Below are 25623 nucleotides of genomic sequence, written 5' to 3' on the forward strand. Positions count from 1 at the left end.
TGATGCCCCTTCCGCCAAGGGGGCTTAGCCGATTCTGGCCAGCGCCTCCTCGACCGCCCCGCGCAACTGCTCCTCGCCATAAGGCTTGCAAAGCAGGACGGTCTGTTCGGGGCACCCCGCGGGCAGGCTGCTGTCGCCGGTCGCATAAACCACGGCAAGGCCCGGCTGGATTTCCACCGCGCGCCGCGCCAGGTCGTTGCCGTTCATGTCCGGCAGGCCGAGATCGGTCAGCAGCAGGTCGAAGGACTGGCCTTCCAGGCTGGCCAGCGCGGGCGCGGCCTTGCCTGCCTGCGCGACGGTGTGGCCCATCTCCTCCAGCATGATCGCGGTATCGGCGCGGATCAGGGCATTGTCCTCGACCAGCAGGATCGAAACGGGCCCATCAACGGCGGCTTCGGGTTCCGGCTGGGCTTCGGGCTGCGGCTCGGGCTGGGCCGCGCGCAAGGCCTCGGCCGCCTTGCGGGCCTGCTGGGCATTGGCGATGACGTGGCGCAAGCGACGCGCAAGGGCTTCGCGCGGATAGGGCTTCGACAGAAGCTCGACGCCGGGGTCGAGCCTGCCGCCATGGACGATGGAATTCTCGGTATAGCCCGACGTGAACAGCACCGCGAGGCCCGGCAGCACGGCCTGGGCGCGCTGCGCCATGTCCCGGCTGGACAGCGTGCCGGGCATCACCACGTCCGTGAACAGCACGTCGATATGCAGGCCGCTTCCCACCACGGCCAGGCCCGCATGGGCATCGCGCGCCGTCAGCACATGATAGCCCAGCGAGGTGAGAAGATCGACCACCGTGGCCCGCACAGCCTCGTCATCCTCGACCACCAGGATGGTTTCCGTGCCGCCCACGACCGGCCCGTCATGCAAAGGCGCGTCGGTTTCCTCCTCGCTGTCAGAGCGCGGCAGATAGATGCGCACGGTCGTCCCCTCTCCTTGTTCGCTATAGACCGCCACATGGCCGCCGGACTGCTTGACGAAGCCATAGACCATCGACATGCCAAGGCCCGTGCCGCGTCCCTCGGGCTTGGTGGAATAGAAAGGATCGAAGATCCGCTCCAGCACCTCGGGCGGCATCCCGCAGCCGGTATCGGTCACTGCCAGCATCACGTAGTCTCCTGCCGCGACATCCCCGACAGCGGCCGCATAGGCCGCGTCCAGTTGGGCATTGGCCATCTCGATGGTCAAGAGGCCGGGGCCGTCCATGGCGTCGCGGGCGTTGATCGCAAGGTTCAGAAGCGCGCTTTCCAGCTGCGCTCGGTCCACGCAGATGTTCCACAGGTTCGCGGGCACGATGACCTCGACCTGGATCGCCTCGCCCAGGGACCGGCGCAGCAATTCGTCCATCTCGTTCACCAGGCGGTGGGGCTGGATCACGCGTGGCTCCAGCGGCTGGCGCCGGCCGAAGGCCAGAAGCTGGCTGGCAAGCTTGGCGCCGCGGGCGACGGCGGACAGCGCGTTGTCGACCCGCTGGACCGCCTTGCCGTTACCTTCGACATCCTTCGACAGCATCTGAAGATTGCCCGCGATCACCTGAAGAAGATTGTTGAAATCGTGGGCGACCCCGCCGGTCAGCTGGCCCATCGATTCCATTTTCTGCGCCCGGTGCAGGGCCTGCTCGGTCTTGCGGTGCTGCTCGATCTCGTTCCTGACGCGGGCTTCCAGCGTTTCGTTCAACTGGCGCAACTGATCCTCGGCCCGCTGCCGATGGGCGATCTGGCGCTGCAGATCCTCGGCCTGGGCCTGCAACTGCGCCTCGCCCATGCGCTGTTCGGTGACATCGGTATGGACGCCGACCCATTCGGTGATCTCGTTGTCGCCGTTCAGCGTCGGCACGGCCCGGACGGTGAAGATCCGGTATTCGCCGTCGGCGCACCGCACCCGGTGTTCCCATTCGAAGGTGGACCGAGCCTCGAGCGAGCGGTGCCATGCCTCGACGGTGCCCGCCCGGTCGTCGGGGTGGACAGCCTCGGTCCAGCCATAGCCCTGGTAGTGGTCGTGATCCTGCCCCGTCAGGGTCGCCCAGCCGCGCTGCTCGCCGGTCATCCGGCCATCGGCGCTGTTGGTCCACAACACGCTGTGGATCGCATCCACGGCCGCGCGGAAACGGTCATTGCTGTCGCGAAGCTGGATCTCGGTCTGCTTGCGATCCTCGATGTCGATCAGGATCATGTAGACGCCGTCAATCCGCCCGTCGCCGGTCCTGCGGGGCAGGCAGCGCATCTCGAAGGCGCGCGACCGGCTGCCGGGAAGGCGCACGATGGCATCGACATTCACCGTCTCGCCCGCCAGGGCGCGCTGCAGCATCTCCTCGGTCACGGCGCCCTGCCGGGGGCCCAGGACGTCGGCGATGCGGCTGCCGATGACCTGCTCGCGCGTGACGTTGAAGACGTCCAGGTAGCACTGGTTGGCGAAGCGGAAGGTCAGCGTCCGGTCCAGAAAGCCGACGAGGATCGGCAGGGCGTCGGACAGGTGGTAAAGCTCGGCCCGGCTTTCCGCCAGCGCCTGCCGTGCCCGGACCGTCTGCGTGATCTCGAGGACGTTGCACAGCACGCCGTCCACGCGGCTGCCGTCCTCGTTGTAGATCGGCGTGTAGAACAGGTCGAAGACCACATCCTCGGGGGCGCCGTTGCGGTTCAGGACCATGGGCTGTTCGCGATAGGCCTGCACCTCGCCGCGCAGCCCGCGTTCCAGGATCTTGCTGTTGAAGTCCCATATCTCGGGCCAGATGTCGGGGACCGTTCCGCCAAGGGCCGCAGGGTGATAGCTGCCCGCGATCTCCACATAGCCGTCATTGTAGATCATGACGTGATCCGGCCCCCACATCAGCACCTGCGGGATGGGAGAGTTCACGAGCGAGTTGACCTTGATCCGCAGGTGCTGCGGCCAGGCGTCGATCGCACCAAGCGACGTCTTTCCCCAGTCGAACTGCCGCACCAGTTCTCCGCAAACGCCGCCCCCGATGGGCCAGGCACGGCGGGGCTGGTCAGTCATCATGCTTTCACCGCAATGGTCAGAAAAGTTTCCGGAAACTAGGCGTCGATCGAACAGGCCGCAAGCTGGCAAATGTTGACTGAAAAAAGTCAATGGACAAGGCATGGACCCCTTCCGGCGCGCGGCGACGCGGGAAGGCTGCACCCGCCGATCGGGCTGGCTAGACCGCGACGCCGTGGCGCCCGGCCAGGTCGGTGAAGAACTGCCAGGCCACCCGGCCCGACCGTCCGCCGCGCGTGGCCTGCCATTCGACGGCCTCGGCGCGCAGGGTTTCGGGATCGATCGCCAGGGAATAGGCCTCGCAATAGCCCCGGATCATCGCCAGGTATTCGTCCTGCGAACAGGGATGGAAGCCCAGCCACAGGCCGAAGCGGTCTGACAGCGAGACCTTCTCCTCGACCGCCTCGCCGGGATGGATGGCGGTCGCGCGTTCGTTGTCGATCATGTCGCGCGGCATCAGGTGGCGCCGGTTCGAGGTCGCGTAAAGGATCACGTTCGCCGGGCGCCCGCTGATCCCGCCGTCGAGCACGGCCTTTAGCGACTTGTATTGCGTATCGTCGTGGCTGAAGGACAGGTCGTCCGAAAACAGCAGGAAGCGCTTGTCGCGGGCGCGGCCCAGGATCGCCAGCAGCCGCGCCACGGAACCGAGGTCGTCGCGGGCGATCTCGACCAAAACCAGCGGCAGGCCCTGGGCCATGGCCTCGGCATGGACGGCCTTGACCAGGGACGACTTGCCCATTCCCCGCGCGCCCCAGAGCAGCGCGTTGTTGGCGCCAAAGCCGCGCGCGAATTGCAGGGTGTTGTCCAACAGGATCCCCTTGGCGCGGTCGATGCCGATCAGCTGCACCAGATCAACGCGCGCCACGGTTTCCACCGGCTCCAGCCGGTCGGGATCGGGGTGCCAGACATAGGCGCCGGCTTCGGTGAAGCTGGGCGCGGGAACCGGCGGAGGGGCCAGCCGCTCCAGCGCGGCGGCAATGCGGGTCAGGACGTCGGTATCAGCCACGTCGCGCATCATTCCTCGTCGTCCAGCAGTCCTTCGGCGCGCAACTCCGCGTCGCGCTTCTTCTCGATGCGGCGCACGATCTGGATCGAGATCTCGTAGAGCCCGTAGATGACCGAGAACAGCACAAGCTGGCTGCCCACGTCGGGCGGCGTCAGGCAGGCCGCCAGAACCAGGATGATGACCACGGCATAGCGGCGCGTGCTGGCCAGCGTGTCGGCCGAGACCAGCCCCGCCCGGCCCATCAGCGCCAGCGCGACCGGCAACTGGAAGGACAGACCGAAGGCCAGGATGAAGCGCGTGGTCAGGTTCAGGTATTCGCTGACCGAGCCCTGGAACACGATCCCCGCCAGATGCGATGCCCCCTGCGCCCCGTCGGGATCGTCCGGCAGCGCCAGCGGCCCCTGCTGGAAGCCCAGGAAGAACGTGAACACCATCGGCAGGATGACGTAATAGGCGAAGGCCGCGCCAAGCGCGAACATCAGCGGCGAGGCGACCAGGAAGGGCAGGAAGGCCCGCTTCTCGCTGCGGTAAAGGCCCGGCGCGACGAAGCGCCACAGTTGATAGCCGATCACCGGGAAGGCCAGCATGAAGCCGCCGAAGAAGGAAATGCGGATGGCGACCGTGAAGCCTTCCTGCAGCTTCAGCAGGATCAGGCCGCATTCCTGCCCGCGATCTTCCAGCGCGGCGCAGATCGGCTGCGTCAGGAAGTTGTAGATCGGGTTCCAGACGACATAGCACAGGATCATCGCCACCACAAAGGCCAGCGCGGACCAGATGATCCGGGTCCGCAGTTCCTTCAGGTGTTCGATCAGCGGGGCCGAGCTGTCGTCCAGCTCATCGACGTCATGCACTGCCACTTAGTGGTCCTTCATGTCCGAACGGCGGACCCCTGCGATGCGGCGCGGGCTGTCGGTTGCGGCGCCCGCGGGGTCGTTCGCGACCTGCATTGCCGCAGGAACAGGGGGCGCGTCAACCGGCCGGGCGACGGCAGGCGCGACCGGCGCCGCGGGATCGGGCTTGGCGCGGGCGGTCTTGTCCATGCTGGCCTTGGGGTCCCACTGCTCGAACCGCGTGGCGGCGCGATCCAGCGCATCCAGCCCCAACGACTTCTTCGAGGTCAGGGACTTCAGGTCCCTGAGATCCTTGCCGACCTCGTTGATGCCGGTCCCCTTGGCGGCGTCCTCCATCGCGCTCGTGAACTCGCGCGCCATGGACCGCGCCCGCGCCGTGATCCGGCCCAGGGTATGAAACAGCTTCGGCAAATCCTCGGGGCCGATGACAACCAGCGCGACAACGCCGATCAGCAGCAGTTCGCTCCACCCGACATCCAGCATTCAGGAACCCCCTGCCCGGTCTTCGGGATCAGACGCGGGGTTCGTTTTGCGGGGTGACGTCGCGCGCCTCGGTTCCCGGGACGGGCTGGATGGGCTGCACAGGCTTGTCTAGGGCGGCGTTGCGTTCGGCATTCGTTTCGGACGTGCCGTCGTTCAGGCCCTTTTTGAAAGCGGTGATGCCCTTGCCGAATTCGCCCATCAGCGAGGAAACCTTGCCGCGGCCGAACAGGACCAGGACCACGATGGCGATGACGAGCAGTGCCATGGGGGACGGTGCGTGCATTCCAGTTCTCCAGTTCCAGAGTCAGGCCAATGACCTGGGATAAACCAATCTGCGGAATATAGGGCCTTGGCCCACGCAGCGAAACCCCAACTGCCACGATTCGCGCCCGCCGTCATCATACTGCGACAAACTGACGTTATTTTGACGGCACTGCCCCCGGCCGCCCGGCTTGGCAGGGCCGGGCGTGCGGGCCATAAGGCAGCATGGACCTGTCGCTGTATGTCACCGCATTCGTCACGCTTTTCGTGGTGATCGACCCGATCGGGCTGGCGCCGGTCTTCATCGCGCTGACGCCGGGCATGGGCGCCGCGCAGCGCCGCCGCATCGGCTTTCGCGCGCTGGTGATCGCCGCGATCCTGATGACGATCTTCGGGCTTGCGGGCGAATCGATCCTCGGCGCGATCGGCATCTCGATTTCCGCCTTCCGCATCGCGGGCGGGCTGCTGCTGTTCCTGACCGCGCTGGACATGCTGTTCGAACGCCGCACCCAGCGGCGCGAGCATCAGGGCGAGGGCGATCCCCCGGATCACGACCCTTCCGTCTTTCCGCTGGCGATGCCGCTGCTGGCCGGGCCGGGTGCGCTTGCCACGATGATCCTGCTGCAGGGCGAGGCGCCGGGCATCGGCCACATGGTGATGGTGAACCTGGTGATGCTGTCCGTGCTGGTCATCGCGATGGCGCTGTTCGTGATCGCGACGCCGTTGGCCCATGCCCTTGGCCGCACGGGCGTGATGGTCGTCACCCGCCTTCTGGGCATGTTGCTGGCCGCGCTGTCGGTGCAGTTCGTCATCGACGGGCTGAAGGGATCGGGGCTGTTCCCGTGACCGGTGACGACAGGATGCAGCTGGTCTATTACGGCGTGCTGCTGCTGGTGATCGGCGGGGCCATGATCTTCGAGCTGGCAGGCCGGGGCGGGCAGGTGCTGCGCCAGGTCATGCTGTGGGTGGTGATCTTCGCGGGCGCCACGCTGGCGGCCGACTGGTATCTGGAAGGCAACGCCCCGCGCCAGCAGGTCCTGGACGGCGGACGGATCGAGATCCCCGTGGGCCGGGACGGCCATTTCCACCTGACCGCCCGGGTGAACGGGCAAGAGGTGCGGTTCATCGTCGACACGGGCGCGTCCTCCATCGCGCTTGGACCGGCGGATGCCCGGCGCATCGGCCTGGACCCGGACGGCATTGCCTATGTCGGCACCGCCATGACCGCCAACGGAGAGGTCCAGACCGCCCCTGTCACCCTTGACGAGATCGCCATCGGCGACATCGTGGACCGCAATGTCCGCGCCTGGGTGATCGGCGCCGACTTGGACGGATCGCTGCTGGGCATGTCCTATCTTCGCACCTTCGCCCGCGTCAGCTTTGAAGGGGATCTGCTGATCCTGGAGCGGTAAGATGGTGGGCTGGAACCCCACCCAACGGCTGGGGCGGTGAGGCGGCGGGGTGCTCAGTCCAGGTCCAGCGGCGGCGTCAGGCCGCTCTCCTCCAGGTGCCAGACCGCCTGCCAGCGCCCGTTCCCGCGGTCCAGCGTCAGGTAGTTGCGTTCCGCCACATAGCGGTGCCTTTGGCCCGGCAGCGGCTTTATGGCGATGGGATGGCCCGCAAGGGGCGCCTCGCCCAGGCCTGCGAACAGGCCCAGCGCACGGGCATAGGCCTTGGGCGGGGCGCGGTGGGAAATGCCCGAGGCGACAAGCTGGTGGATCCGCGTGGACTCCGGCCCCATCTCGGCCCGGGTCGCCAGGTGGATCTCGCCCGACAGGACCGTGACGGGGGCCTTTTCGCGCATCCGCAGGACGTGGCCCAGCATCCGGCGCCATTCGGCGCGATGGGCATGGCTTTGCCACTGGTCGCGCAGGTCGTCTTCGTAATGCTGCATCCGGGGGATCGCCATCAGCAGCGATTCGACCAGCGACAGGCGCGGCCCCAGCAGCGGAACGCTGGACACCATGAAGACGTGATCGCCCGAAGGATGCAGGGCCTCGACCGCGTTCCAGCCGCCCGGCCCCATGATCCGGTCGCGGCGGCGTTCGGACCGCAGGTCGGGCGCCCACAGCGTGACGCCCGGCAGGTCGCGCCGCCAGCCCAGGTTGCGGCCCGCCGGGTCCATGAACAGCCCAGGCACGTCCGCATCCGTCGCGCCATGCTGGAACAGCAGGTACATGCGGCGCGCCACGCCGAACAGCGCCTGCCCCACTGACGAATTGGTGCGGCTTTCCGGCAGCGATCCCCAGCCGTCGCAGATGTCGTGATCATCCCAGACCGACAGCGAGGGCACGGTGGCGAACAGATCCGCGCAGCCTTCCGCCGCCAGCACCATCATGTAGCGCTGCGCGAACCTGCGCTCCAGATGCCGGGTGAGGTCGGCCAGGTCGGCCTCCGAGGGGCTGTCCGGCACATGCTTCGGCCAATCCTCGGTCAGGGGGTGGCCATGCGTCGCCTCGTCGGCATAGATCTGGTCGCCGCCCTGCAGCAGCAGGGCAAAGGGCGCGCGGGCATGGTCCGCCTGCAGCCGCGCCCACATCAGGTTGCGTTCGGCCCCGTCGCGGTCGAGATCGCCGTTCTCCTCTCCGTTGCAGGACACGAAGGCGAGGCGGATGTCGCCGTCCAGCCGGGTGGCGACGGGATAGTCGCGGCCATCCAGGCGATAGCCCGCCTCGCCCGCACGCAGGGCAAAATCGTGCCGCCAGATCGACAGCCCGGCCACCTGCGCCAGCAGGACGGGCGCGACCGACCCTGCCTGCGCCTGCACCGGACCGGGTGCCGGGGCGTGATCGGGGCGGATGGTGATGGCGGCAAGGTGCAACGTCCCGGCATCGCAGCCCCGAAAATGCAGGATCGGACCCGCGAAACCGTTATTCTCTCTCATACTTTAGTCGTATCCCAGCTTCCATCACGGTCCTAGATAGGCGCTTCGACGCGGATTGCACCCCCAAATCAGGATGCCAGCGGCTTCGTGTCGGCCAGTGCCCGTCCAAGATGCGACAACGCGGACACCAGCGGGAAAAGATCCGCCTGCAGGGCATGATAGATATCGGGCTTGCCCTGGAACTGGCCGCTGGCGGAGCGATCGTCCGCCCCCGGTTCCGGGAACCAGCCACCGTGAACGTGGTCGATCAGCCGTGCATCGGCAAAGCGCCACATCCGGCGATACCGCTCCTCGTCCCCTGGCTGCGGGTCAAGCTTGATGAGGGCGGCCAGGGCGCCGATGGCCTCGGTCACGGGCCACCAGTAACGGTCGGCCCGCGCCACCCTGCCGTCGAAATCCAGCGTATAGGCCAGCCCGCCCCGCTTGTCCCAGGCATCGGCCAAGGCCGTTTCCACCAGCAGCCGCGCCTGCCGCGGCGCATCGCTGCCCCGCCTGCCCGCAAGATCCCAGTATTGCAGCAGCAGGCGCGCCATCTCGAACGAATGGCCGGGCGTCGTGCCCGCGGGGCGGAACATCGGGTTGCCCTCGTATCCCTGGTCCGGGCGCCAGGCGTCGTCGTAATGCTCGGGGATGCGCCAGCCGTTGCGGGCAGCCTGTCCCGCGATGAAGAAATCCAGGATGCGTCCGGCGCGATCCAGATACTCTGCCTCGCCCGTGGCCTCATGCGCGGCCAGCAGCGCCTCGACGCCGTGCATGTTGGCGTTCATGCCGCGATAGGTGGAAAAGGGCTGCCAGTCGCCGGTGAGTTCATCGCGGAACAACCCTGCGCCCGCATCCCAGAAGCGCGCGTCCAGGACATCGGCGATGTCGGCCAGCAACCGGTCCGCATCGGGATGGCCCGCCAGCCTGGCGGTCGAGGCCGCCAGCATCACGAAGACATGCCCATAGGCCAGCTTGGTGCCGTCCGCCACCTCACCGCCCCGGATCGCCCAGTGATAGCCGCCATGCCGCCCGTCGCGATGGCCGCGCCACAGCAGGTCCATGCCCCGGTCGACGATCCCCGCCCTGTCCGGCCGCCCCGCCAACTGGCCCAGGGCATAGGAATGAACCAGCCGCGTGGTCGTGTGCAGCTCCAGAAGGTCGCCCGGCAGCGGTTGCCCCGCGACATCCAGCGTCACGAAGCCGCGATCCCCGGCACTGGCATCGAAGAACCGCAGCGCCTGCAAGGCGTCGCGGACCAGGAACTGCCGATGCGCCGGGTCGTCCAGCCAGTGCCCATCGCCCCCGGTGCCCAGACTTGCCTGTTCCATGACCATCCCCCGCGTTGCAGGCGCCAGAATTGCCAATTCCGGCCATGACCTGCAATCTTTTTGCCTGTGCCCCCTTGCAACCCGGCGTGTGATCCGCCACGTGTGAACTCAGCGGACCGGGCCCCTCTGACGGCAGTTCATGTCGTGATGTCGGACCGCATCGAGCGTGCCTCGATGCAAAGCGGCCCTGTCTTGCGAAGCCCTTGGCATCGATGCACATCCAGCAACGATGAGGGCATACGTGGAACTGCTTTTTCTTTTATTCCTGGGCAAGCCGCTGTGGATGTGGCTGCTGTTCGTGGCGATCGTGATCGCGCTTCTGGTCTTTGACCTGGGGGTGCTGCACAAGGACGACCACGAAATCGGCGTGGCCGAAAGCCTCAAGCTGTCGGCCATGTATCTGACGATGGGCGTGCTCTTCTCGGGATTTGTCTGGTGGCAGATCGGCGCCGAGGAAAGCAAGCTCTACCTGACGGCCTTCGTGGTCGAAAAGACGCTGGCGATGGACAACGTCTTTGTCATCGCCATGATCTTCACCTATTTCGCGATCCCGCCGAAATACCAGCACCGGGTGCTGTTCTGGGGCATCCTGGGCGTGATCGTGCTGCGCGGCCTGATGATCGGCCTGGGCGCCACGCTGGTCAGCCAGTATTCCTGGGTTCTGTACATCTTCGCGCTGTTCCTGATCTTCACCGGCGTCAAGATGATGATGGTGGGCGACAAGCCGCTGGACATTTCGCAGAACCCCGTCCTGCGCTTCATGAAGCGGCGCATGAACGTGACCGAGGAGATCCACGGCCACGACTTCTGGGTCAGGAAGCCCGATCCCAAGACGGGCAAGCTGGTCCGGTTCGCCACGCCGCTGTTCCTGGCCCTGGTCATGGTCGAGATCGTGGACGTGATCTTCGCCGTGGATTCGGTGCCTGCCGTTTTCGCGATCACCTCGGACCCGTTCATCGTCTACACCTCGAACATCTTCGCGATCCTGGGCCTTCGGGCGCTGTACTTCGCGCTGGCCGCGATCATCCACCGCTTCCACTATCTGAAATACGCGCTGTCGGTGCTGCTGGTCTTCATCGGGTCGAAGATCTTCGTGGCCGACCTGCTGGGATGGGAAAAATTCCCCGCCTCCTGGTCGCTGGGCATCACCTTCGCCATCTTGGGCGCGGGCGTGGCCTACTCGCTGTGGAAAACGAAGGACAACGTGCCCGATCCGCAGATTTCCCGCGCCCCGAGCGAATAGGACGAACCCCGTGGCAAGGCGCCCTCATCGGCGCCTTGCTTCCAAAACTGGCGTTCAGGCGGCTTCATGCCTTTGCACCGGCGTCCGCTTCGTGCAGATTGCCAAAAGCCTGACTTGAACAAAGTGAACCGATGTTTCTGGAAATTCTCGTCGTCCTGCTGCTGACGATGTTCAACGGCGTCCTGGCCATGTCCGAACTGGCCATCGTCTCGGCCCGGCCGGCGCGGCTCAAGGTCATGGCGGCCGAGGGCAGCAGCGGCGCGCAGACCGCGCTGGAACTGGGGGCCGAACCCGGCCGCTTCCTGTCCAGCGTCCAGATCGGCATCACCCTGGTCGGCGTCCTGTCCGGTGCCTTTTCGGGCGCCACGCTGGGCACCCGCCTGACCGCCGCCCTGATCGAAAGCGGCATGGCGCCCGCCTTGGCCCGGACCCTGGGCGTCGGCGGCGTCGTCGTGCTGATCACCTACCTGTCGCTGATCATCGGCGAACTGGTGCCCAAGCAGATCGCCCTGCGCTCGCCCGAAGGCGTGGCCACCCGCATCTCGCCGTTGATCCTGTTCATCTCGCGGATCGCCGCGCCCATCGTCTGGATTCTCGACAAGTCGGGCAATGTCGTGCTGCGGCTTCTGGGGCAGTCGGGCGAATCCGAACGCGGCATCTCGGACGAGGAAATCCGCGTGATGCTGTCCGAGGCCCGCACCGCCGGCGTGATCGAACCCGCCGAGACCGAGATGATCGCCGGCGTCATGCGCATCGCCGACCGGTCGGCCCGCGGGCTGATGACCCCGCGCCACGAGGTCGAATCCGTCGACGTGGGCGAACCGGCCTCGGACGTGCTGCAACGCTTCCGCGACAGCCGCCGGTCCCGCCTCCTGGTCCGCGAGGGCAGCGACGACGACATCATCGGCGTCCTCAGCCTGCGCGACCTCTTGTCCGAGGACGTGACCGACCTGCGCCCGCTGGTCCAAGAGGTGCCGGTGATCCGCGAGGGCCTGCCCGCCCTGAACGTGATCGAGGAATTGAAGGCCAGCCCCGCCCACATGCTGTTGGTCTATGACGAATACGGCCATTTCGAGGGCGTCATCACCGCGATGGACCTGCTGGAGGCCATCGCGGGCGACTTCCCCGAGCCGGGCGACGACGAGCCCAAGGCGGTGCGGCGCGACGACGGAAGCTGGCTGGTGGCCGGCTGGATGCCCGCCGACGAATTCGCCGAAATGATCGGCCTGACCCTGCCCGAGGATCGCGACTACCAGTCCGTCGCGGGTCTTGTCCTGGACCGCGCGGGCGTGCTGCCCGACGTGGGGGCGCGCATCTCGGTCGGGGGATGGCAGATCGAGGTCGTGGACCTTGACGGCCGCCGGATCGACAAGCTGCTGGTCTCGCAGCTTGCCGAGGCGTGAGGGTCAGGCCCCGCGCCGGTCGCGGCCGATGCCCAGAAGCTGATAGATCACCAGGGCGGCCAGCGTCGACGTGCCGATCCCGCCCAGGGCAAAGCCGCCGATGGTGACGGTGAAGTCGCCCGCCCCCAGGATCAGCGCCACGCCCACGGTGAAAAGGTTCCGCGGGTCGGAAAAGTCCACCCGGTTGTCCACCCAGATCCGCGCCATGGCGCTGGCGATCAGGCCGAAGACCGACACGGCCAGTCCCGCCAGCACCGGCGCGGGGATCGTTTGCAGGATCGCGCCGAACTTGGGCGACAGGCCCAGCAGGATCGCGATGACGGCGGCGACCGGGAAGATCAGCGTGGAATAGACCTTGGTCATCGCCATGACGCCGATGTTCTCGGCATAGGTCGTGACCCCGGTCCCGCCCCCTGCCCCGGCGATCATCGTGGCAAGCCCGTCGCCCAGAAAGCCGCGCCCGATATAGCGGTCCATGTTCTGCCCGGTGATCGCGCCAAGCGCCTTGATGTGGCCCAGGTTCTCGGCCACCAGGACGACGGCGACGGGGGCGATCATGCTGATGGCGGTCCAGTCGAATTGCGGCGCGGTGAAGTTCGGGATGCCGAACCAGGCGGCCTGCCCCACGCGGGAAAAGTCGATCCCGGGCACGAGGCCCGCGCCATTGCCGAAGACCAGCACCAGCCCGTAGCCGAAAGCCAGCGCGATCAGCACGGCGATCCGCCGCGTGGCGCGCGTGCCATAGGCCGACACCATCGCCATGCACAGCACGGTGGCCAGGGCGATGGCCAGATGCGCCATGCTGCCCTTCAACTGGCCCACGGCGACGGGCGCCAGGTTCAGCCCGATGGACACCCCGATGGCCCCGGTCACGGCGGGCGGCATCAGCCGCTCGACCCAGCCGGTCCCGGCGGCCATCACCACCAGCCCGATCAGCGCATAGACCAGCCCCGCCGCGATGATCCCGCCCAGGGCCACGCCGATGTTCGGATTGGCCCCGCCGCCCGCGAATCCGGTCGCGGCCATCACCACCGCGATGAAGGCGAAGGACGATCCCAGATAGCTGGGCACCCGCCCGCCGGTGATCGCGAAGAACAGCAGCGTGCCGATGCCGGAAAAGAACACCGCCACGTTCGGATCGAAGCCCATGATCAGCGGCGCCAGGATCGTCGATCCCGACATCGCCAGCAGGTGCTGGAAGCTCATGGGAATGGCTGCGGCCCAGGGCAGCTTCTCGTCAGGAAGGACCGTGGCGCCGGTGGCCGGGCGCCAGAGGGGAAAATAGCCCATCGTCTCTCTCGGGGATGTTGATTCTGGCGGCAGGCTTAGCCGATCCGCGCGGGCAGACCAATCACCCGCGATTTGGCCTTTCGGGACGGCGCCACCTGTCGCTACTCTCGCCGCGACCAAGGAGGAACACATGTCCACCCCATCCCCCAAGGGCGCTGCCTTCGACTGGGCCGACCCTTTCCTGCTGAACGACCAGTTGAGCGCCGAGGAGCGCATGATCCGCGACGCGGCTGCGGCATTCGCCGCCGACCGGCTGGCCCCGCGCGTCACCGACGCCTATCTGAACGAAACGACCGACCCCGAGATTTTCCGCGAAATGGGCGCGGCGGGCCTGCTGGGCGTCACGGTGGACGACGCCTATGGCGGCGTCGGCGCCTCCTACGTGGCCTATGGCCTGGTCGCGCGCGAGATCGAGCGGGTTGACTCCGGCTATCGCTCCATGGCCTCGGTGCAAAGTTCGCTGGTGATGTTCCCGATCGAGGCTTACGGCAGCGAGGACCAGAAGCGGCGCTATCTGCCGAAGCTGGCGACCGGGGAATTCATCGGCTGTTTCGGGCTGACCGAACCGGATGCCGGATCGGACCCGGCCGGCATGAAGACCCGCGCCCGCAAGACCGATGGCGGCTATGTGCTGAACGGCGCGAAGATGTGGATCTCGAACTCGCCCATAGCCGATGTGTTCGTGGTCTGGGCCAAGTCCGACGCCCATGGCGGCAAGGTGCGCGGCTTCGTGCTGCAAAAGGGCACCAAGGGCCTTTCCGCCCCTAAGATCGAGGGCAAGCTGAGCTTGCGCGCCTCCGTCACCGGCGAGATCGTGATGGAGAACGTGGAGGTCGGCGAGGACGCCCTGCTGCCCGGCGCGGAAGGGATGGGCGGGCCCTTCGGCTGCCTCAACCGCGCGCGCTATGGCATCAGCTGGGGCGCCATGGGCGCGGCCGAGGATTGCTGGTTCCGCGCCCGCCAGTATGGCCTTGACCGCCACCAGTTCAACCGTCCCCTGGCCGCGACGCAGCTGTTCCAGAAGAAGCTGGCCGACATGCAGACGGAAATCGCGCTTGGGCTGCAGGCCAGCCTGCGGGTCGGGCGGCTGTTCGACGAAGGCCGCTTCGCGCCCGAGATGATCTCGATCGTCAAGCGCAACAACTGCGGCAAGGCGCTGGAGATCGCGCGCATGGCCCGCGACATGCATGGCGGCAACGGCATCTCCAGCGAATACCACGTCATCCGTCACGCGCAGAACCTGGAGACCGTGAACACCTACGAAGGCACACATGACGTCCACGCGCTGATCCTGGGCCGCGCGCAGACCGGGATCCAGGCCTTTGGCTGAGCCGCCGCTGAAGGGCCTGCGCGTGGTCGAACTGGCCCGGATCCTCGCCGGGCCGTGGATCGGGCAGACGCTGGCCGACCTGGGCGCCGAGGTGATCAAGGTCGAGGCGCCCGAGGGCGACGACACCCGCCGCTGGGGCCCGCCCTTCATCGACCGGCTCCGCGCGGACGGCACGACCGAACGGGTGGCCGCCTATTTCCACGCCGCGAACCGGGGCAAGACCTCGGTCACCTGCGATTTTGACGATCCCGCCGATCTGGACCGGCTGCACGGGCTGATCGACGGGGCTGACGTGGTGGTCGAGAACTTCAAGGTCGGCGGGCTGGGGCGTTTCGGGCTGGACTACCCCACGCTCTCGGCGCGCAATCCGCGGCTGGTCTATGCCTCGGTCACCGGCTTCGGCCAGGACGGGCCGCGCGCATCGCAGCCGGGCTATGACTTCCTGATCCAGGGCATGTCGGGGATCATGGACCTGACCGGCAGCCCCGAGGGCGAGCCGCAAAAGGTCGGCGTGGCCTGGATCGACATCTTCACCGGGCTTTACGGGGTGATCGCGGTGCAGGCGGCCTTGGCGGAACGCCAGCGGTCCGGACGCGGGCAGCACCTGGATCTGTCGCTGCTGGACTGCGGGGTGGCGGTGCTGGCCAACCAGGCCACGAACTACCTGCTGGGCGGGACCGTGCCGCACCGGCTGGGCAACGCCCATCCCAACATCGTGCCCTATCAGCTTTTTCCGGCCTCCGACGGCCACCTGATCGTGGCCTGCGGCAACGACCGGCAGTTCGCGGCGCTGTGCCGGGTGCTGGACCTGCCCGACCTGCCCGCCGATCCCGACTATGCCACCAACCCCGCCCGCGTGGCCCATCGCGACCGGCTGGTGCCGCTGCTGACGGCTGCCACCGTCCGGCGCACGCGCGCCGACCTGATCGCCGCGATGGAGGCGGCGGGCGTCCCGGCAGGCCCCGTCAACGACGTGGCCGAGGCGCTCTCCGACCCACAGGTCGCCGCGCGCGGCCTGCGGGTCGCACCCGAAGGCATTGCCGGGCTGCGCACACCGATCCGCTTTGGCCGCAGCGGCATGGCCCATGACCGCGCGGCCCCCGCGCTCGGGGACGGCAAATGGGGGTTCGCGCAATGAAAAACCCCCGCCGGTCAGGGCGGGGGTCAAGACGGTCAGGCTGTCCTGCAGGTCACTCGCGGTTGCCCATGAACTGCAGCAGGAACATGAACAGGTTCAGGAAGTCCAGGTACAGCTGCAAGGCGCCCATGATGGCGGTCTTGCCGATGAAGTCCCGGTCCGAACCGGCCAGTTGCAGATAGGTGTTCTTGATGTTCTGCGTGTCATAGGCGGTCAGGCCCGCGAAGATCAGCACGCCCAGGATGGAAATCGCGAACTGCATTCCCGACGACTGCAGGAAGATGTTCACGATGGAGGCCACGATCAGGCCGATCACGCCCATGATCAGGAAGCTGCCCCAGCCCGAGATGTCCTTCTTCGTGGTATAGCCCCACAGCGACAGGCCCGCGAAGGCGATGGCCGTCACCAGGAAGGTCTGCACGATCGAGGTGCCGGTATAGACCAGGAAGATCGAGGAGATCGACAGGCCCATCAGCGCGGCGAAGCCGTAGAACAGCATGGTCGCGGCCGAGACCGAAAGCCGGTTGATCGCGGCGCCGAAGGCGAACACGACCAGCAGCGGCGCGAACATGATCACCCACTTCAGCGGCGAGGCGTAGATCGCGGTGCCAAGCTGGGTCAGTTGCCCCGACGCGTCCACGGCGGCGGCGCTGATGCCATAGGCGGCGACGGCGGTTACACCCATGCCGACCGCCATCAGCCCATAAACCTTGTTCATGTAGGCCCGCAGCCCTTCGTCGATCACCGCCTGGCGGGTGCCGACGCGCTGCGTGGTGCGGTAAGTGTTGTAATCTGCCATCAATCTCTCCCTACGAGGCATGTCGACACGTGCCGACTTATGGCCTCCATATTGGCATGATCGGCCCTTGATTCAATGCTGGCAAGGCCCCGCGCGCGCGCAGTTTTACGCAGTTGTTACAGGGTTACGACGATCTTTCCGACCGACCTGCGGCTGCGCAGCAGGTCGAAGGCCTCGGCGATGCGGTCCAGGGGCATCGTCTCGCCCACCACCGGAGCAAGCCGGCCGTCCCCGAACATGCGGAACAGGTCGGTCATGCTGTCCGACATGGCCCGGGAGTCCAGCCCCGCATAGCCGCCCCAGTAGAAGCCGTGGATGGCGATGTTCTTGACCAGGGCATGGTTCAGCGGCAGCACGGGCGGCCTTCCGCCCGCGAAGCCGATGACCAGGAAACGCCCGCCGGGGCTCAGCGCGCGGAACGCAGCCTCGCCCGCGTCACCGCCCACGGCGTCATAGACGACATCCGCCCCGCCCAGGTCGCGCAATGCCGCCTTGAGGTCGTCGCAACCAGCGCTGTCGATGACCTCGTCCGCACCCGCCCGGCGCACAACGTCCAGCCTGTCCCGCCCGCGCGCGACGCCGATGACGCGCGCACCCATGGCGTGTCCGATCTCGACGGCGGTCAGGCCGACGCCCCCCGCCGCGCCAAGAACGGCCAGCGTTTCCCCGGCGCGCAGGGCCGCCCGCGTCTGCAGGGCCAGGTGGCTGGTGCCATAGGCGATCTGGAAGCCGCCCGCCTGCTCGAAGGTCATCGCGTCAGGCAGGACGGTGCAGGCGGTGGCGGGAACGGCCACGAGTTGGGCCATGGTCCCCGCCGCCAGAACCGCCACGCGGTCGCCCGCGCGAAGGCCGCTGCCGGGGGGTGCGGCCACCACCTCGCCCGCGCCTTCGAGCCCCGGAACGAAGGGCGGCTCCTGCCGTTCCTGGTATTCGCCCCGGGCCTTCAGCAGGTCGGCGAAGTTCAGCGCCGCCGCCCTGATCCTGACCAGGACCCCGTCCGGACCCGGCTGCGGCGGGGGCGCGGTGCGCAGGACCGGCTCGCCGCCAAGTTGTTCGACCACCGCGATTCGCATGATAGCGGCAACATCGGAGTTCAGCGTTTTCATCAAGTCTCTCATCACCGTATCCGGAACCGGTCATACCGCCCGGCGGGACCTGTCTTTTTGGTCAGAAACGCGGCCGTTAACCAGGTTAACACTCGAAAATTGAGGAAAGTTGGGGTAGCGCTTCCTTAGATTGAATGAAGTGGTAAGGTGTTAACGATGAAGCATGGTGTAGACGTTCATGTCGGTAAGCGCATCCGTCACCGTCGCTGGATGATTGGAATGACGCAACAACAATTGGCCGACAAGGTTGGTATCAAGTTCCAGCAGATCCAGAAATACGAAACCGGGATGAACCGTGTTTCGGCGTCCCGCCTGTGGGATATCGCGCGCGCGGTGGATGTGCCGGTCAGCTTCTTCTTCGAAGGCCTGCACGAAAGCGACGCCCCCGAGGAGGTCGCGGGCGACATCCTGGCCGACAAGGAAGCGCTGCAACTGGTGCGGGCGTATTATACCATGCCGGTCGCGCAACGCCGCCAGATCTTCGAACTGGCCCGCGTCCTGTCCGACGCCGCGTGATCTTGCCGACGGCGCGGGCGATCCCCGCGCCGTATCTTCCGCCTCCCCCTTCTCTGCCACTGGCAGGACCGTGCCGTTCGGGTTAGTCCTTGCTCGCGAAACGGACCAAGGGGGCGGCGATGCAGGACGCGCAGGACATCATCAATGCAGCGCACCAGATGGCCGATGCCGCCCGCACGGCCATCCTGCCCTTTTTCCGCACCGCCGGCCTGGCCGCCGACAACAAGTGGCAGTCCGGATTCGATCCCGTGACCGAGGCCGACCGGGCCGCCGAACGCGCCATGCGCGACGTGCTGGCCCGGCTTCGCCCGAACGACGCCATCCTGGGCGAGGAATACGGAGCGACCCCCGGCACCAGCGGGCTGACCTGGATACTTGACCCCATCGACGGCACCCGCGCCTTCCTGTGCGGCGCGGCAAGCTGGGGCGTGCTGATCGGGTTGTCCGATGGCGGCGCCATCCGCTATGGCCTGATCGACCAGCCTTACACACGCGAACGCTTCGAGGGCGGCTTCGGCCGCGCGCGCCTTCTGTCCGACGCAGGAGAGCGGCCCTTGGCGGTGCGCGACGTCGGCCTGGCCCAAGCCACGCTGCTTACGACCTATCCCGAGGTCGGGACGGCAGACGAGGCCGCCGCCTTCCGCCGCGTCTCGGCGCAGGTGCGGCTGACGCGCTATGGGCTTGACTGCTATGCCTATGCCCTGCTGGCCCTGGGCCAGGTCGATCTGGTGATCGAGGCGGGGCTGCAGTCCTATGACATCGCCGGACCGCTTGCGGTGGTTCAGGCGGCGGGCGGAATCGTCACCGACTGGCAGGGCGGACCGGCACACCGGGGGGGACAGGTGATCGCCGCCGCGTCGCCGGATCTGCACCGCGCGGCGCTTGCACTGCTGAACGCCGGAGAGGCCGCATGACCGAGCAGGCCCCCGCCCCCGACGATCAGGCCGACGGCGACGAATTCCTGCCCCGTCGCGCGCTGCTGGACCAGATCGACGCCGCCATCGCGGACGGCGACGCCGAACGGCTGAACCTGCTGCTGGAGCCGATGCACGGCGCCGACATCGCCGACATCATCGAGCGCCTGACCCCTGCCGAGCGCCGGACCTTCCTCGGCCTGTATTCCGGCGAGATCGACGGCGAGATCCTGTCCGAGATCGACGAGGCGATCCGCGACGAGGTGATCGAGCAGCTTCCCCCCGAGGTCGTGGCCGAGGCCGTCCGGGAAATGGACAGCGACGATGTCGTGGACCTTGTCGAGGACATGGACGAGCCCGAGCGGGCCGAGATCCTGGCCGCGCTTGACGCGACCGACCGCGCCGCCGTCCAGCAGGCGCTGGCCTATCCCGAATACTCCGCCGGCCGCCTGATGCAGTCCGAGGTCGTGACCGCCCCCGAGCACTGGACCGTGGGCGAGGCCGTGGCCTTCCTTCAATCCGAGGACTGGCTGCCCGAGCAGTTCTACCACATCGTCCTGGTCGATCCCCGCCGCCATCCGCTGGGCTATGTCACGCTGGGGCGGCTGCTGGCATCGGCGCATTCCACCCCCCTGCGCGACATCACCGAGGACAGCTTCCGCACCATCAGCGCCTTTGCCGAGGAAGCGGACGTGGCCTATGTCTTCAACCAGTATCACCTGATCTCGGCCCCCGTGGTGGACCGCGACGACCGGCTGGTGGGGATCATCACCATCGATGACGCCATGGCCGTCCTGGACGAGGAGCACGAGGAGGACATCCTGCGCCTGGCCGGCGTGGGCGACGAATCCAGCCTGACCGACAGCGTGGTCCAGACCGCCCGGCAGCGCGTGCCCTGGCTGGCGACCAACATCCTGACGGCGGTGGCGGCGGCATCGGTGATCGGCCTGTTCGAAAGCTCGATCGCCAAGCTGGTCGCCCTGGCGGTGCTGATGCCCATCGTGGCGTCCATGGGCGGCAACGCGGGCACGCAGACGCTGACGGTCGCGGTGCGCGGGTTGGCGACCAAGGGGCTGACCAAGGACAATTCCATGCGCGTGATCCGGCGCGAGGCGGCGGTGGGCCTGCTCAACGGGGCGATCTTCGGACTGGCCATCGGCTGCGTCACGTTTTTCTGGTTCGGCAGCTTCGGCCTTGGCGCGGTGATCGGCCTGGCGATGGTCATCAACCTGACCATCGCCGCGCTGGCGGGCATCCTTGTGCCGCTGACGCTGGAAAAGCTGGGCGCGGACCCGGCGCTCGCCTCGCCCACATTCGTCACCACGGTCACGGATGTCGTGGGCTTCTTCGCCTTTCTGGGACTGGCCACGGTGATGCTGCTATGAGCGATGTGGACAAGGCGGCTCTCCGCGCCCGCGCTCTGGCCGCCCGGGCGGCGGGCGGCGACCAGGATGCGCTGACCGGCCACCTGATCGCGGCGCTGGCGCCCCATCGCGGCAAGGTTCTGGCAGGATACTGGCCCATGCGGGGCGAACCCGATCCCCGGCCTGCAATGCGGGCCCATGACGGGCCGCTCTGCCTGCCGGTCGTGCCCGGCAAGGCCGTGCCGCTGGTCTTTCGCCAATGGGTGGGCGAGCCGCTGGTGCCCGGCCCCTTCGGCACATCCCACCCCGCCGATTCGCAGCCGGTCCTGCGACCGGCGGTTCTGATCGTTCCGCTGGCGGGCTTCGACCGGCGCGGGAATCGCATCGGCTATGGCGGCGGCTATTACGACCGGACCCTGCAATTGCTGCGTGAAACGGGCCATGCTTCCGCCATCGGCCTGGCCTTCGCGGTGCAGGAACTGCCCGCCATACCCGCCGAGCCCTTCGACCAGCCGCTGGACCTTGTCGTGACCGACCAGGGCACCATCGCGACAGATCAGTAAAAACCGGCGGTTTGTCGCGCTTTTGCAACAGTTGTGCAAAAGCCGGGGACTGTGACGGGACAAGCCTGTGGATAACCCCGGGACGGGCCTGACCAAACGCCTTGGCCACAACGCTGAATCGCGGTTTCGGTGCTGTTGATTAACGGCTGTTGCGGGCGCCTGTGAGCGAATCTGAACCGATGCCCCGTGCCCGCCTGTCAACGGCTTTCCGATCCTCTCCCCGGAAAAATTTTGATTGAAACGGCGCCGGGACAGGATCAATCTAGTGGTCTGTTGCGTTGGTTATACCAGATGTGGTGGCATGTAAACGACCGCCCTCAAGACCGACGCCTTTGTGACCCATACCTGTCGGGCGCTTTGCCCGCACCCCTTTGCACCGCAAGAAGGGGGGCGGCGGCGTGTTGCCGGGCGCAGGTCGCGGACCAAGGGACGACGACATGAAAGGGCTACGGGCATGAAGATCGAACGGCGTTTCACCACCCCCGCCGGGGGCGCCTATGGTGGCATCGTCTTCACGACGACCACCAGCGAAATCCGCAATCCCGATGGCACCATCGTCTTCCGCAACGAGCATGTGGAAATCCCCGAAGGGTGGAGCCAGGTCGCCAGCGACGTGATTGCCCAGAAGTATTTCCGCAAGGCGGGCGTTCCGGCGGCCTTGAAGCGCGTCAAGGAAAAGGGCGTGCCCGAGTTCCTGTGGCGCAGCGTGCCCGATGACGCGGCTTTGGCGGCATTGCCCGAGGACCGGCGTTTCGGCGGCGAGACCAGCGCCCGGCAGGTCTTCGACCGCATGGCTGGCGCCTGGACCTATTGGGGCTGGAAAGGCGGGTATTTTTCCAACGAAGAAGACGCCCGTGCCTATCATGACGAGATGCGCTTCATGCTGGCCCGGCAGATGGCCGCGCCGAACTCTCCCCAATGGTTCAACACCGGGCTGCACTGGGCCTATGGCATCGACGGCCCGTCGCAGGGGCATTTCTACGTCGATTACAGGACCGGCAAGCTGGTCAAGTCCGACAGCGCCTATGAACACCCCCAGCCGCATGCCTGCTTCATCCAGTCGGTCAGCGACGACCTGGTGAACGAGGGCGGGATCATGGACCTGTGGGTCCGCGAGGCGCGCTTGTTCAAGTATGGGTCGGGCACCGGCACCAACTTTTCCTCGCTCCGTGGCGAGGGCGAGAAGCTTTCGGGCGGCGGCAAGTCGTCGGGCCTGATGGGCTTCCTCAAGATCGGCGACCGGGCGGCGGGCGCGATCAAGTCGGGCGGCACCACGCGCCGTGCGGCCAAGATGGTGATCTGCGACATGGATCACCCCGACATCGAATCCTTCATCAACTGGAAGGTCATCGAGGAACAGAAGGTCGCCAGCCTGGTCGCCGGTTCCAAGGCGCACGAGGCGCGGCTGAACGACATCTTCGCCGCCATCCGCGCGGGCGAGGGCGAAACGGACCCCGCGCAGAACGCAGGGCTGAAGGCGGCGATCCGCGCCGCCAAGCGCGCCATGATCCCGGAAACCTATGTGAACCGCGTGCTGCAATACGCGCGCCAAGGCTTCGACAGCATCGAGTTCCCGACCTATGACACCGATTGGGATTCGGAAGCCTATGTCAGCGTCTCGGGCCAGAACTCGAACAACTCGGTCCGGGTGACGGATGCCTTCCTGAAGGCAGTGCGCGACGATGCACCGTGGGAGCTGGTCCGCCGCACCGACGGCAAGGTCGCCAGGACGGTTTCCGCCCGCGAATTGTGGGACCAGGTCGGCCACGCCGCCTGGGCCTGCGCCGATCCCGGCATCCAGTTCCACGACACGGTGAACGCCTGGCACACCTGCCCCGAGGACGGGCCGATCCGCGGGTCCAACCCGTGCAGCGAATACATGTTCCTGGACGACACGGCCTGCAACCTGGCCTCGATGAACCTGCTGACCTTTTTCGCGGATGGCCGCTTCGATGCCGACGCCTACGTCCACGCCACCCGGCTGTGGACGGTGACGCTGGAGATCAGCGTGCTGATGGCGCAGTTCCCGTCCAGGGAAATCGCGCAGCGGTCCTATGACTTCCGCACGCTGGGCCTGGGCTATGCCAATATCGGCGGCCTTCTGATGAACATGGGCCTGGGCTATGACAGCGACGAGGGCCGGGCGCTCTGTGGGGCGCTGACGGCCGTGATGACCGGCGTTTCCTATGCGACAAGCGCGCAGATGGCGGCGGAACTGGGGGCCTTCCCCGGATATGCTCGCAATGCCGACCACATGCTGCGCGTGATCCGCAACCACCGCGCGGCCGCCCATGGCACCGGGGCCTATCAGGCGGTGAACGTGGCGCCGGTCGAACTGGATGCCGACAACTGCCCCGACGCCCGCCTTGTCGCCATCGCGCGCGAGGCTTGGGACGAGGCGCTGTCCCTGGGCGAGGATCACGGCTTCCGCAACGCGCAGGTCACGGTGATCGCGCCGACCGGCACCATCGGCCTGGTCATGGACTGCGACACCACCGGGATCGAGCCCGACTTCGCCCTGGTCAAGTTCAAGAAGCTGGCGGGCGGCGGTTACTTCAAGATCATCAACCAGTCGGTCCCTGCCGCGCTGGCGACGCTTGGCTACAAGCCCGCGCAGATCGAGGAGATCGTCGCTTACGCCGTGGGCCACGCGTCGCTTGGCAACTGCCCTGGCATCAACCACACCGCCCTTGCCGGCCACGGCTTCGGCCTGGCGGAAATCGAGAAGGTGGAGGCCGCGCTGGCGACCGCCTTCGACATTCGCTTCGTCTTCAACCAATGGACGCTGGGCGAGGATTTCTGCAAGGGCACCCTGGGCATCCCCGCCGACAAGCTGGCCGACCCGACCTTCGACCTGCTGCGCCACCTGGGGTTCACCCGCGCTCAGATCGACGCCGCCAACGACCATGTCTGCGGCACCATGACGCTGGAAGGCGCGCCGCATCTTCGCGCCGAACACCTGCCGGTCTTCGACTGCGCCAATGCCTGCGGCAAGACCGGCAAGCGTTACCTGTCGGTCGAAAGCCACATCCGCATGATGGCGGCGGCGCAGTCCTTCATCTCGGGCGCGATTTCCAAGACGATCAACATGCCCAACAGCGCGACCATCGCCGACGCGCTTGCGGCCTACGAGCTGTCCTGGTCGCTGGGCATCAAGGCCAACGCGCTTTACCGCGACGGGTCGAAGCTGTCCCAGCCGCTGGCCGCCGCCTTGGTCGAGGATGACGAGGAGGCCGAGGAGATCCTCGCCACCGGCAGCGCACAGGAAAAGGCGACCGTCATCGCCGAGAAGATCGTCGAGCGGATCATCGTCAAGGAGGCCGTGCGCAGCCACCGCGAGAAGCTGCCGCAGCGCCGCAAGGGATACACCCAGAAGGCGGTCGTGGGCGGGCACAAGGTCTATGTCCGCACCGGCGAATACGACGACGGCAAGCTGGGCGAGATCTTCATCGACATGCACAAGGAAGGCGCGGGCTTCCGGGCGATGATGAACAACTTCGCCATCGCCGTGTCCGTGGGCCTGCAATACGGCGTGCCCTTGGAGGAGTTCGTGGACGCCTTCACCTTCACCCGCTTCGAACCGGCGGGAATGGTGCAGGGCAACGACAGCATCAAGAACGCGACCTCGATCCTGGACTATGTGTTCCGCGAGCTGGCCGTCAGCTATCTGGACCGCACCGACCTGGCCCATGTGAAGCCCGAAGGCGCCCGCTTCGACGACATGGGCGGCGGAGAGCGCGAGGGCCTGAACGTGACCCCCGTCACCGAGCAGGCCGAGTTGAAGTCCCTGACCATGCTGAAGCAGATCAGCAGCGCCGGTTACCTGCGCAAGCGCCTGCCGCAGGATCTCATGGTGCTGCAGACTGGCGTATCGGCCACGGCGATCATGTCTGCGGAACCGGCTGCGATGGATCTGCGCTCCAAGGCGCGGATGCAGGGCTACGAGGGCGATCCTTGCGGCGAATGCGGGAACTACACGCTGGTGCGGAACGGCACCTGCATGAAGTGCAATACCTGCGGCGGCACGAGCGGCTGTAGCTGAGAGCGGAACGCAAGAACGCCCTCCGCTGCCCGGTCGCGGGCGGCGGTAGTGTCCGCGGACGTGGTGTAATTTCACCGGCACGTTCGGTGTAATCTCGGGTGGCCATCGAGGTGTATGATCGAGGTGGAGTTT

General features: G+C 66.9%; 21 protein-coding genes. 11 read left to right on the forward strand and 10 right to left on the reverse strand.

Annotated elements, in window-relative coordinates:
* Positions 1-24: 24 nt before the first annotated feature.
* The 5 genes from J0F76_RS10580 to J0F76_RS10600 form a co-directional block, all read right to left on the reverse strand.
* Positions 25-2988 (reverse strand): hybrid sensor histidine kinase/response regulator, encoded by a 2964-nt coding sequence (locus J0F76_RS10580; protein WP_207468995.1) that lies wholly within the window; start codon positions 2986-2988, stop codon positions 25-27.
* Positions 2989-3148: 160 nt separating this feature from the next.
* Positions 3149-3994, reverse strand: a complete 846-nt coding sequence (locus J0F76_RS10585; RefSeq protein ID WP_341351583.1) for an ATP-binding protein — start codon at positions 3992-3994, stop codon at positions 3149-3151.
* Between the two features lie 8 nt (positions 3995-4002).
* Positions 4003-4851 carry a twin-arginine translocase subunit TatC gene (tatC, locus tag J0F76_RS10590; RefSeq protein WP_374303516.1) on the reverse strand — a complete coding sequence of 283 codons (849 nt, stop codon included), beginning with the start codon at positions 4849-4851 and terminating at the stop codon, positions 4003-4005.
* Positions 4852-5328, reverse strand: coding sequence for a Sec-independent protein translocase protein TatB (gene tatB, locus J0F76_RS10595; protein ID WP_207469000.1), 477 nt, complete (start codon positions 5326-5328; stop codon positions 4852-4854).
* 28 nt (positions 5329-5356) lie between these two features.
* A complete protein-coding gene (locus J0F76_RS10600; RefSeq protein WP_374303520.1) occupies positions 5357-5593 on the reverse strand; it encodes a twin-arginine translocase TatA/TatE family subunit in 237 nt (78 codons plus the stop codon).
* Positions 5594-5814: 221 nt separating this feature from the next.
* Between J0F76_RS10600 and J0F76_RS10605 the strand changes: the two genes are divergently transcribed.
* Positions 5815-6435 carry a MarC family protein gene (locus J0F76_RS10605; RefSeq protein ID WP_207469009.1) on the forward strand — a complete coding sequence of 207 codons (621 nt, stop codon included), beginning with the start codon at positions 5815-5817 and terminating at the stop codon, positions 6433-6435.
* Positions 6432-7001 (forward strand): retropepsin-like aspartic protease family protein, encoded by a 570-nt coding sequence (locus tag J0F76_RS10610; protein WP_341351584.1) that lies wholly within the window; start codon positions 6432-6434, stop codon positions 6999-7001. The genes J0F76_RS10605 and J0F76_RS10610 overlap by 4 nt, the downstream gene beginning before the upstream one ends.
* Positions 7002-7054: 53 nt before the next feature.
* Here J0F76_RS10610 and J0F76_RS10615 read toward each other — a convergent pair whose 3' ends face one another.
* Together J0F76_RS10615 and J0F76_RS10620 are read right to left on the reverse strand one after the other, a co-directional pair.
* Positions 7055-8473: an alkaline phosphatase D family protein gene (locus tag J0F76_RS10615; RefSeq protein WP_207469012.1), complete on the reverse strand. Its 1419-nt coding sequence runs from the start codon at positions 8471-8473 to the stop codon at positions 7055-7057.
* 68 nt (positions 8474-8541) lie between these two features.
* Positions 8542-9783 carry an AGE family epimerase/isomerase gene (locus J0F76_RS10620; RefSeq protein WP_242690132.1) on the reverse strand — a complete coding sequence of 414 codons (1242 nt, stop codon included), beginning with the start codon at positions 9781-9783 and terminating at the stop codon, positions 8542-8544.
* Between the two features lie 229 nt (positions 9784-10012).
* Between J0F76_RS10620 and J0F76_RS10625 the strand changes: the two genes are divergently transcribed.
* Both J0F76_RS10625 and J0F76_RS10630 read left to right on the forward strand, forming a co-directional pair.
* A complete protein-coding gene (locus J0F76_RS10625; protein ID WP_207469022.1) occupies positions 10013-11026 on the forward strand; it encodes a TerC family protein in 1014 nt (337 codons plus the stop codon).
* A 131-nt stretch (positions 11027-11157) separates the two neighbouring features.
* A complete protein-coding gene (locus tag J0F76_RS10630; RefSeq protein WP_207469025.1) occupies positions 11158-12429 on the forward strand; it encodes a hemolysin family protein in 1272 nt (423 codons plus the stop codon).
* A gap of 3 nt (positions 12430-12432) precedes the next feature.
* Here J0F76_RS10630 and J0F76_RS10635 read toward each other — a convergent pair whose 3' ends face one another.
* Complete coding sequence (locus J0F76_RS10635) at positions 12433-13719, reverse strand: solute carrier family 23 protein (RefSeq protein ID WP_207469028.1); 1287 nt, start codon at positions 13717-13719, stop codon at positions 12433-12435.
* 130 nt (positions 13720-13849) lie between these two features.
* On the opposite strand from J0F76_RS10635, the gene J0F76_RS10640 reads away from it, so the two are divergent.
* Both J0F76_RS10640 and J0F76_RS10645 read left to right on the forward strand, forming a co-directional pair.
* Positions 13850-15049 carry an acyl-CoA dehydrogenase gene (locus J0F76_RS10640; RefSeq protein ID WP_207469030.1) on the forward strand — a complete coding sequence of 400 codons (1200 nt, stop codon included), beginning with the start codon at positions 13850-13852 and terminating at the stop codon, positions 15047-15049.
* A complete protein-coding gene (locus J0F76_RS10645) occupies positions 15042-16187 on the forward strand; it encodes a CaiB/BaiF CoA transferase family protein (protein ID WP_207469033.1) in 1146 nt (381 codons plus the stop codon). The genes J0F76_RS10640 and J0F76_RS10645 overlap by 8 nt, the downstream gene beginning before the upstream one ends.
* Before the next feature lie 52 nt (positions 16188-16239).
* Here the strand turns inward: J0F76_RS10645 and J0F76_RS10650 are convergent, their stop codons facing one another.
* Both J0F76_RS10650 and J0F76_RS10655 read right to left on the reverse strand, forming a co-directional pair.
* Positions 16240-16986, reverse strand: a complete 747-nt coding sequence (locus J0F76_RS10650; protein WP_207469035.1) for a Bax inhibitor-1/YccA family protein — start codon at positions 16984-16986, stop codon at positions 16240-16242.
* A gap of 116 nt (positions 16987-17102) precedes the next feature.
* A complete protein-coding gene (locus J0F76_RS10655; RefSeq protein WP_242690133.1) occupies positions 17103-18092 on the reverse strand; it encodes an NADPH:quinone oxidoreductase family protein in 990 nt (329 codons plus the stop codon).
* A gap of 156 nt (positions 18093-18248) precedes the next feature.
* Here J0F76_RS10655 and J0F76_RS10660 point away from each other — a divergent pair, with 156 nt between their 5' ends.
* From J0F76_RS10660 to J0F76_RS10680, 5 genes are all read left to right on the forward strand, one after another.
* The gene (locus J0F76_RS10660) at positions 18249-18608 is read left to right on the forward strand and encodes a helix-turn-helix domain-containing protein (RefSeq protein WP_207469037.1); all 360 of its coding nucleotides are present in this window, start codon (positions 18249-18251) and stop codon (positions 18606-18608) included.
* A 119-nt stretch (positions 18609-18727) separates the two neighbouring features.
* Complete coding sequence (locus J0F76_RS10665) at positions 18728-19522, forward strand: inositol monophosphatase family protein (protein ID WP_207469093.1); 795 nt, start codon at positions 18728-18730, stop codon at positions 19520-19522.
* A complete protein-coding gene (mgtE, locus tag J0F76_RS10670) occupies positions 19519-20907 on the forward strand; it encodes a magnesium transporter (RefSeq protein WP_207469047.1) in 1389 nt (462 codons plus the stop codon). Before J0F76_RS10665 ends, mgtE begins: the two co-directional genes overlap by 4 nt.
* Positions 20904-21449 (forward strand): 5-formyltetrahydrofolate cyclo-ligase, encoded by a 546-nt coding sequence (locus tag J0F76_RS10675; RefSeq protein WP_207469058.1) that lies wholly within the window; start codon positions 20904-20906, stop codon positions 21447-21449. The genes mgtE and J0F76_RS10675 overlap by 4 nt, the downstream gene beginning before the upstream one ends.
* A gap of 454 nt (positions 21450-21903) precedes the next feature.
* On the forward strand, positions 21904-25491 hold the full coding sequence (locus J0F76_RS10680; protein ID WP_207469066.1) for a vitamin B12-dependent ribonucleotide reductase: 3588 nt from the start codon (positions 21904-21906) through the stop codon (positions 25489-25491).
* Positions 25492-25623 lie beyond the last annotated feature (132 nt).

Origin of the sequence: Paracoccus fontiphilus, assembly GCF_017356265.1 — a bacterium.
Taxonomy (GTDB): domain Bacteria; phylum Pseudomonadota; class Alphaproteobacteria; order Rhodobacterales; family Rhodobacteraceae; genus Paracoccus; species Paracoccus fontiphilus.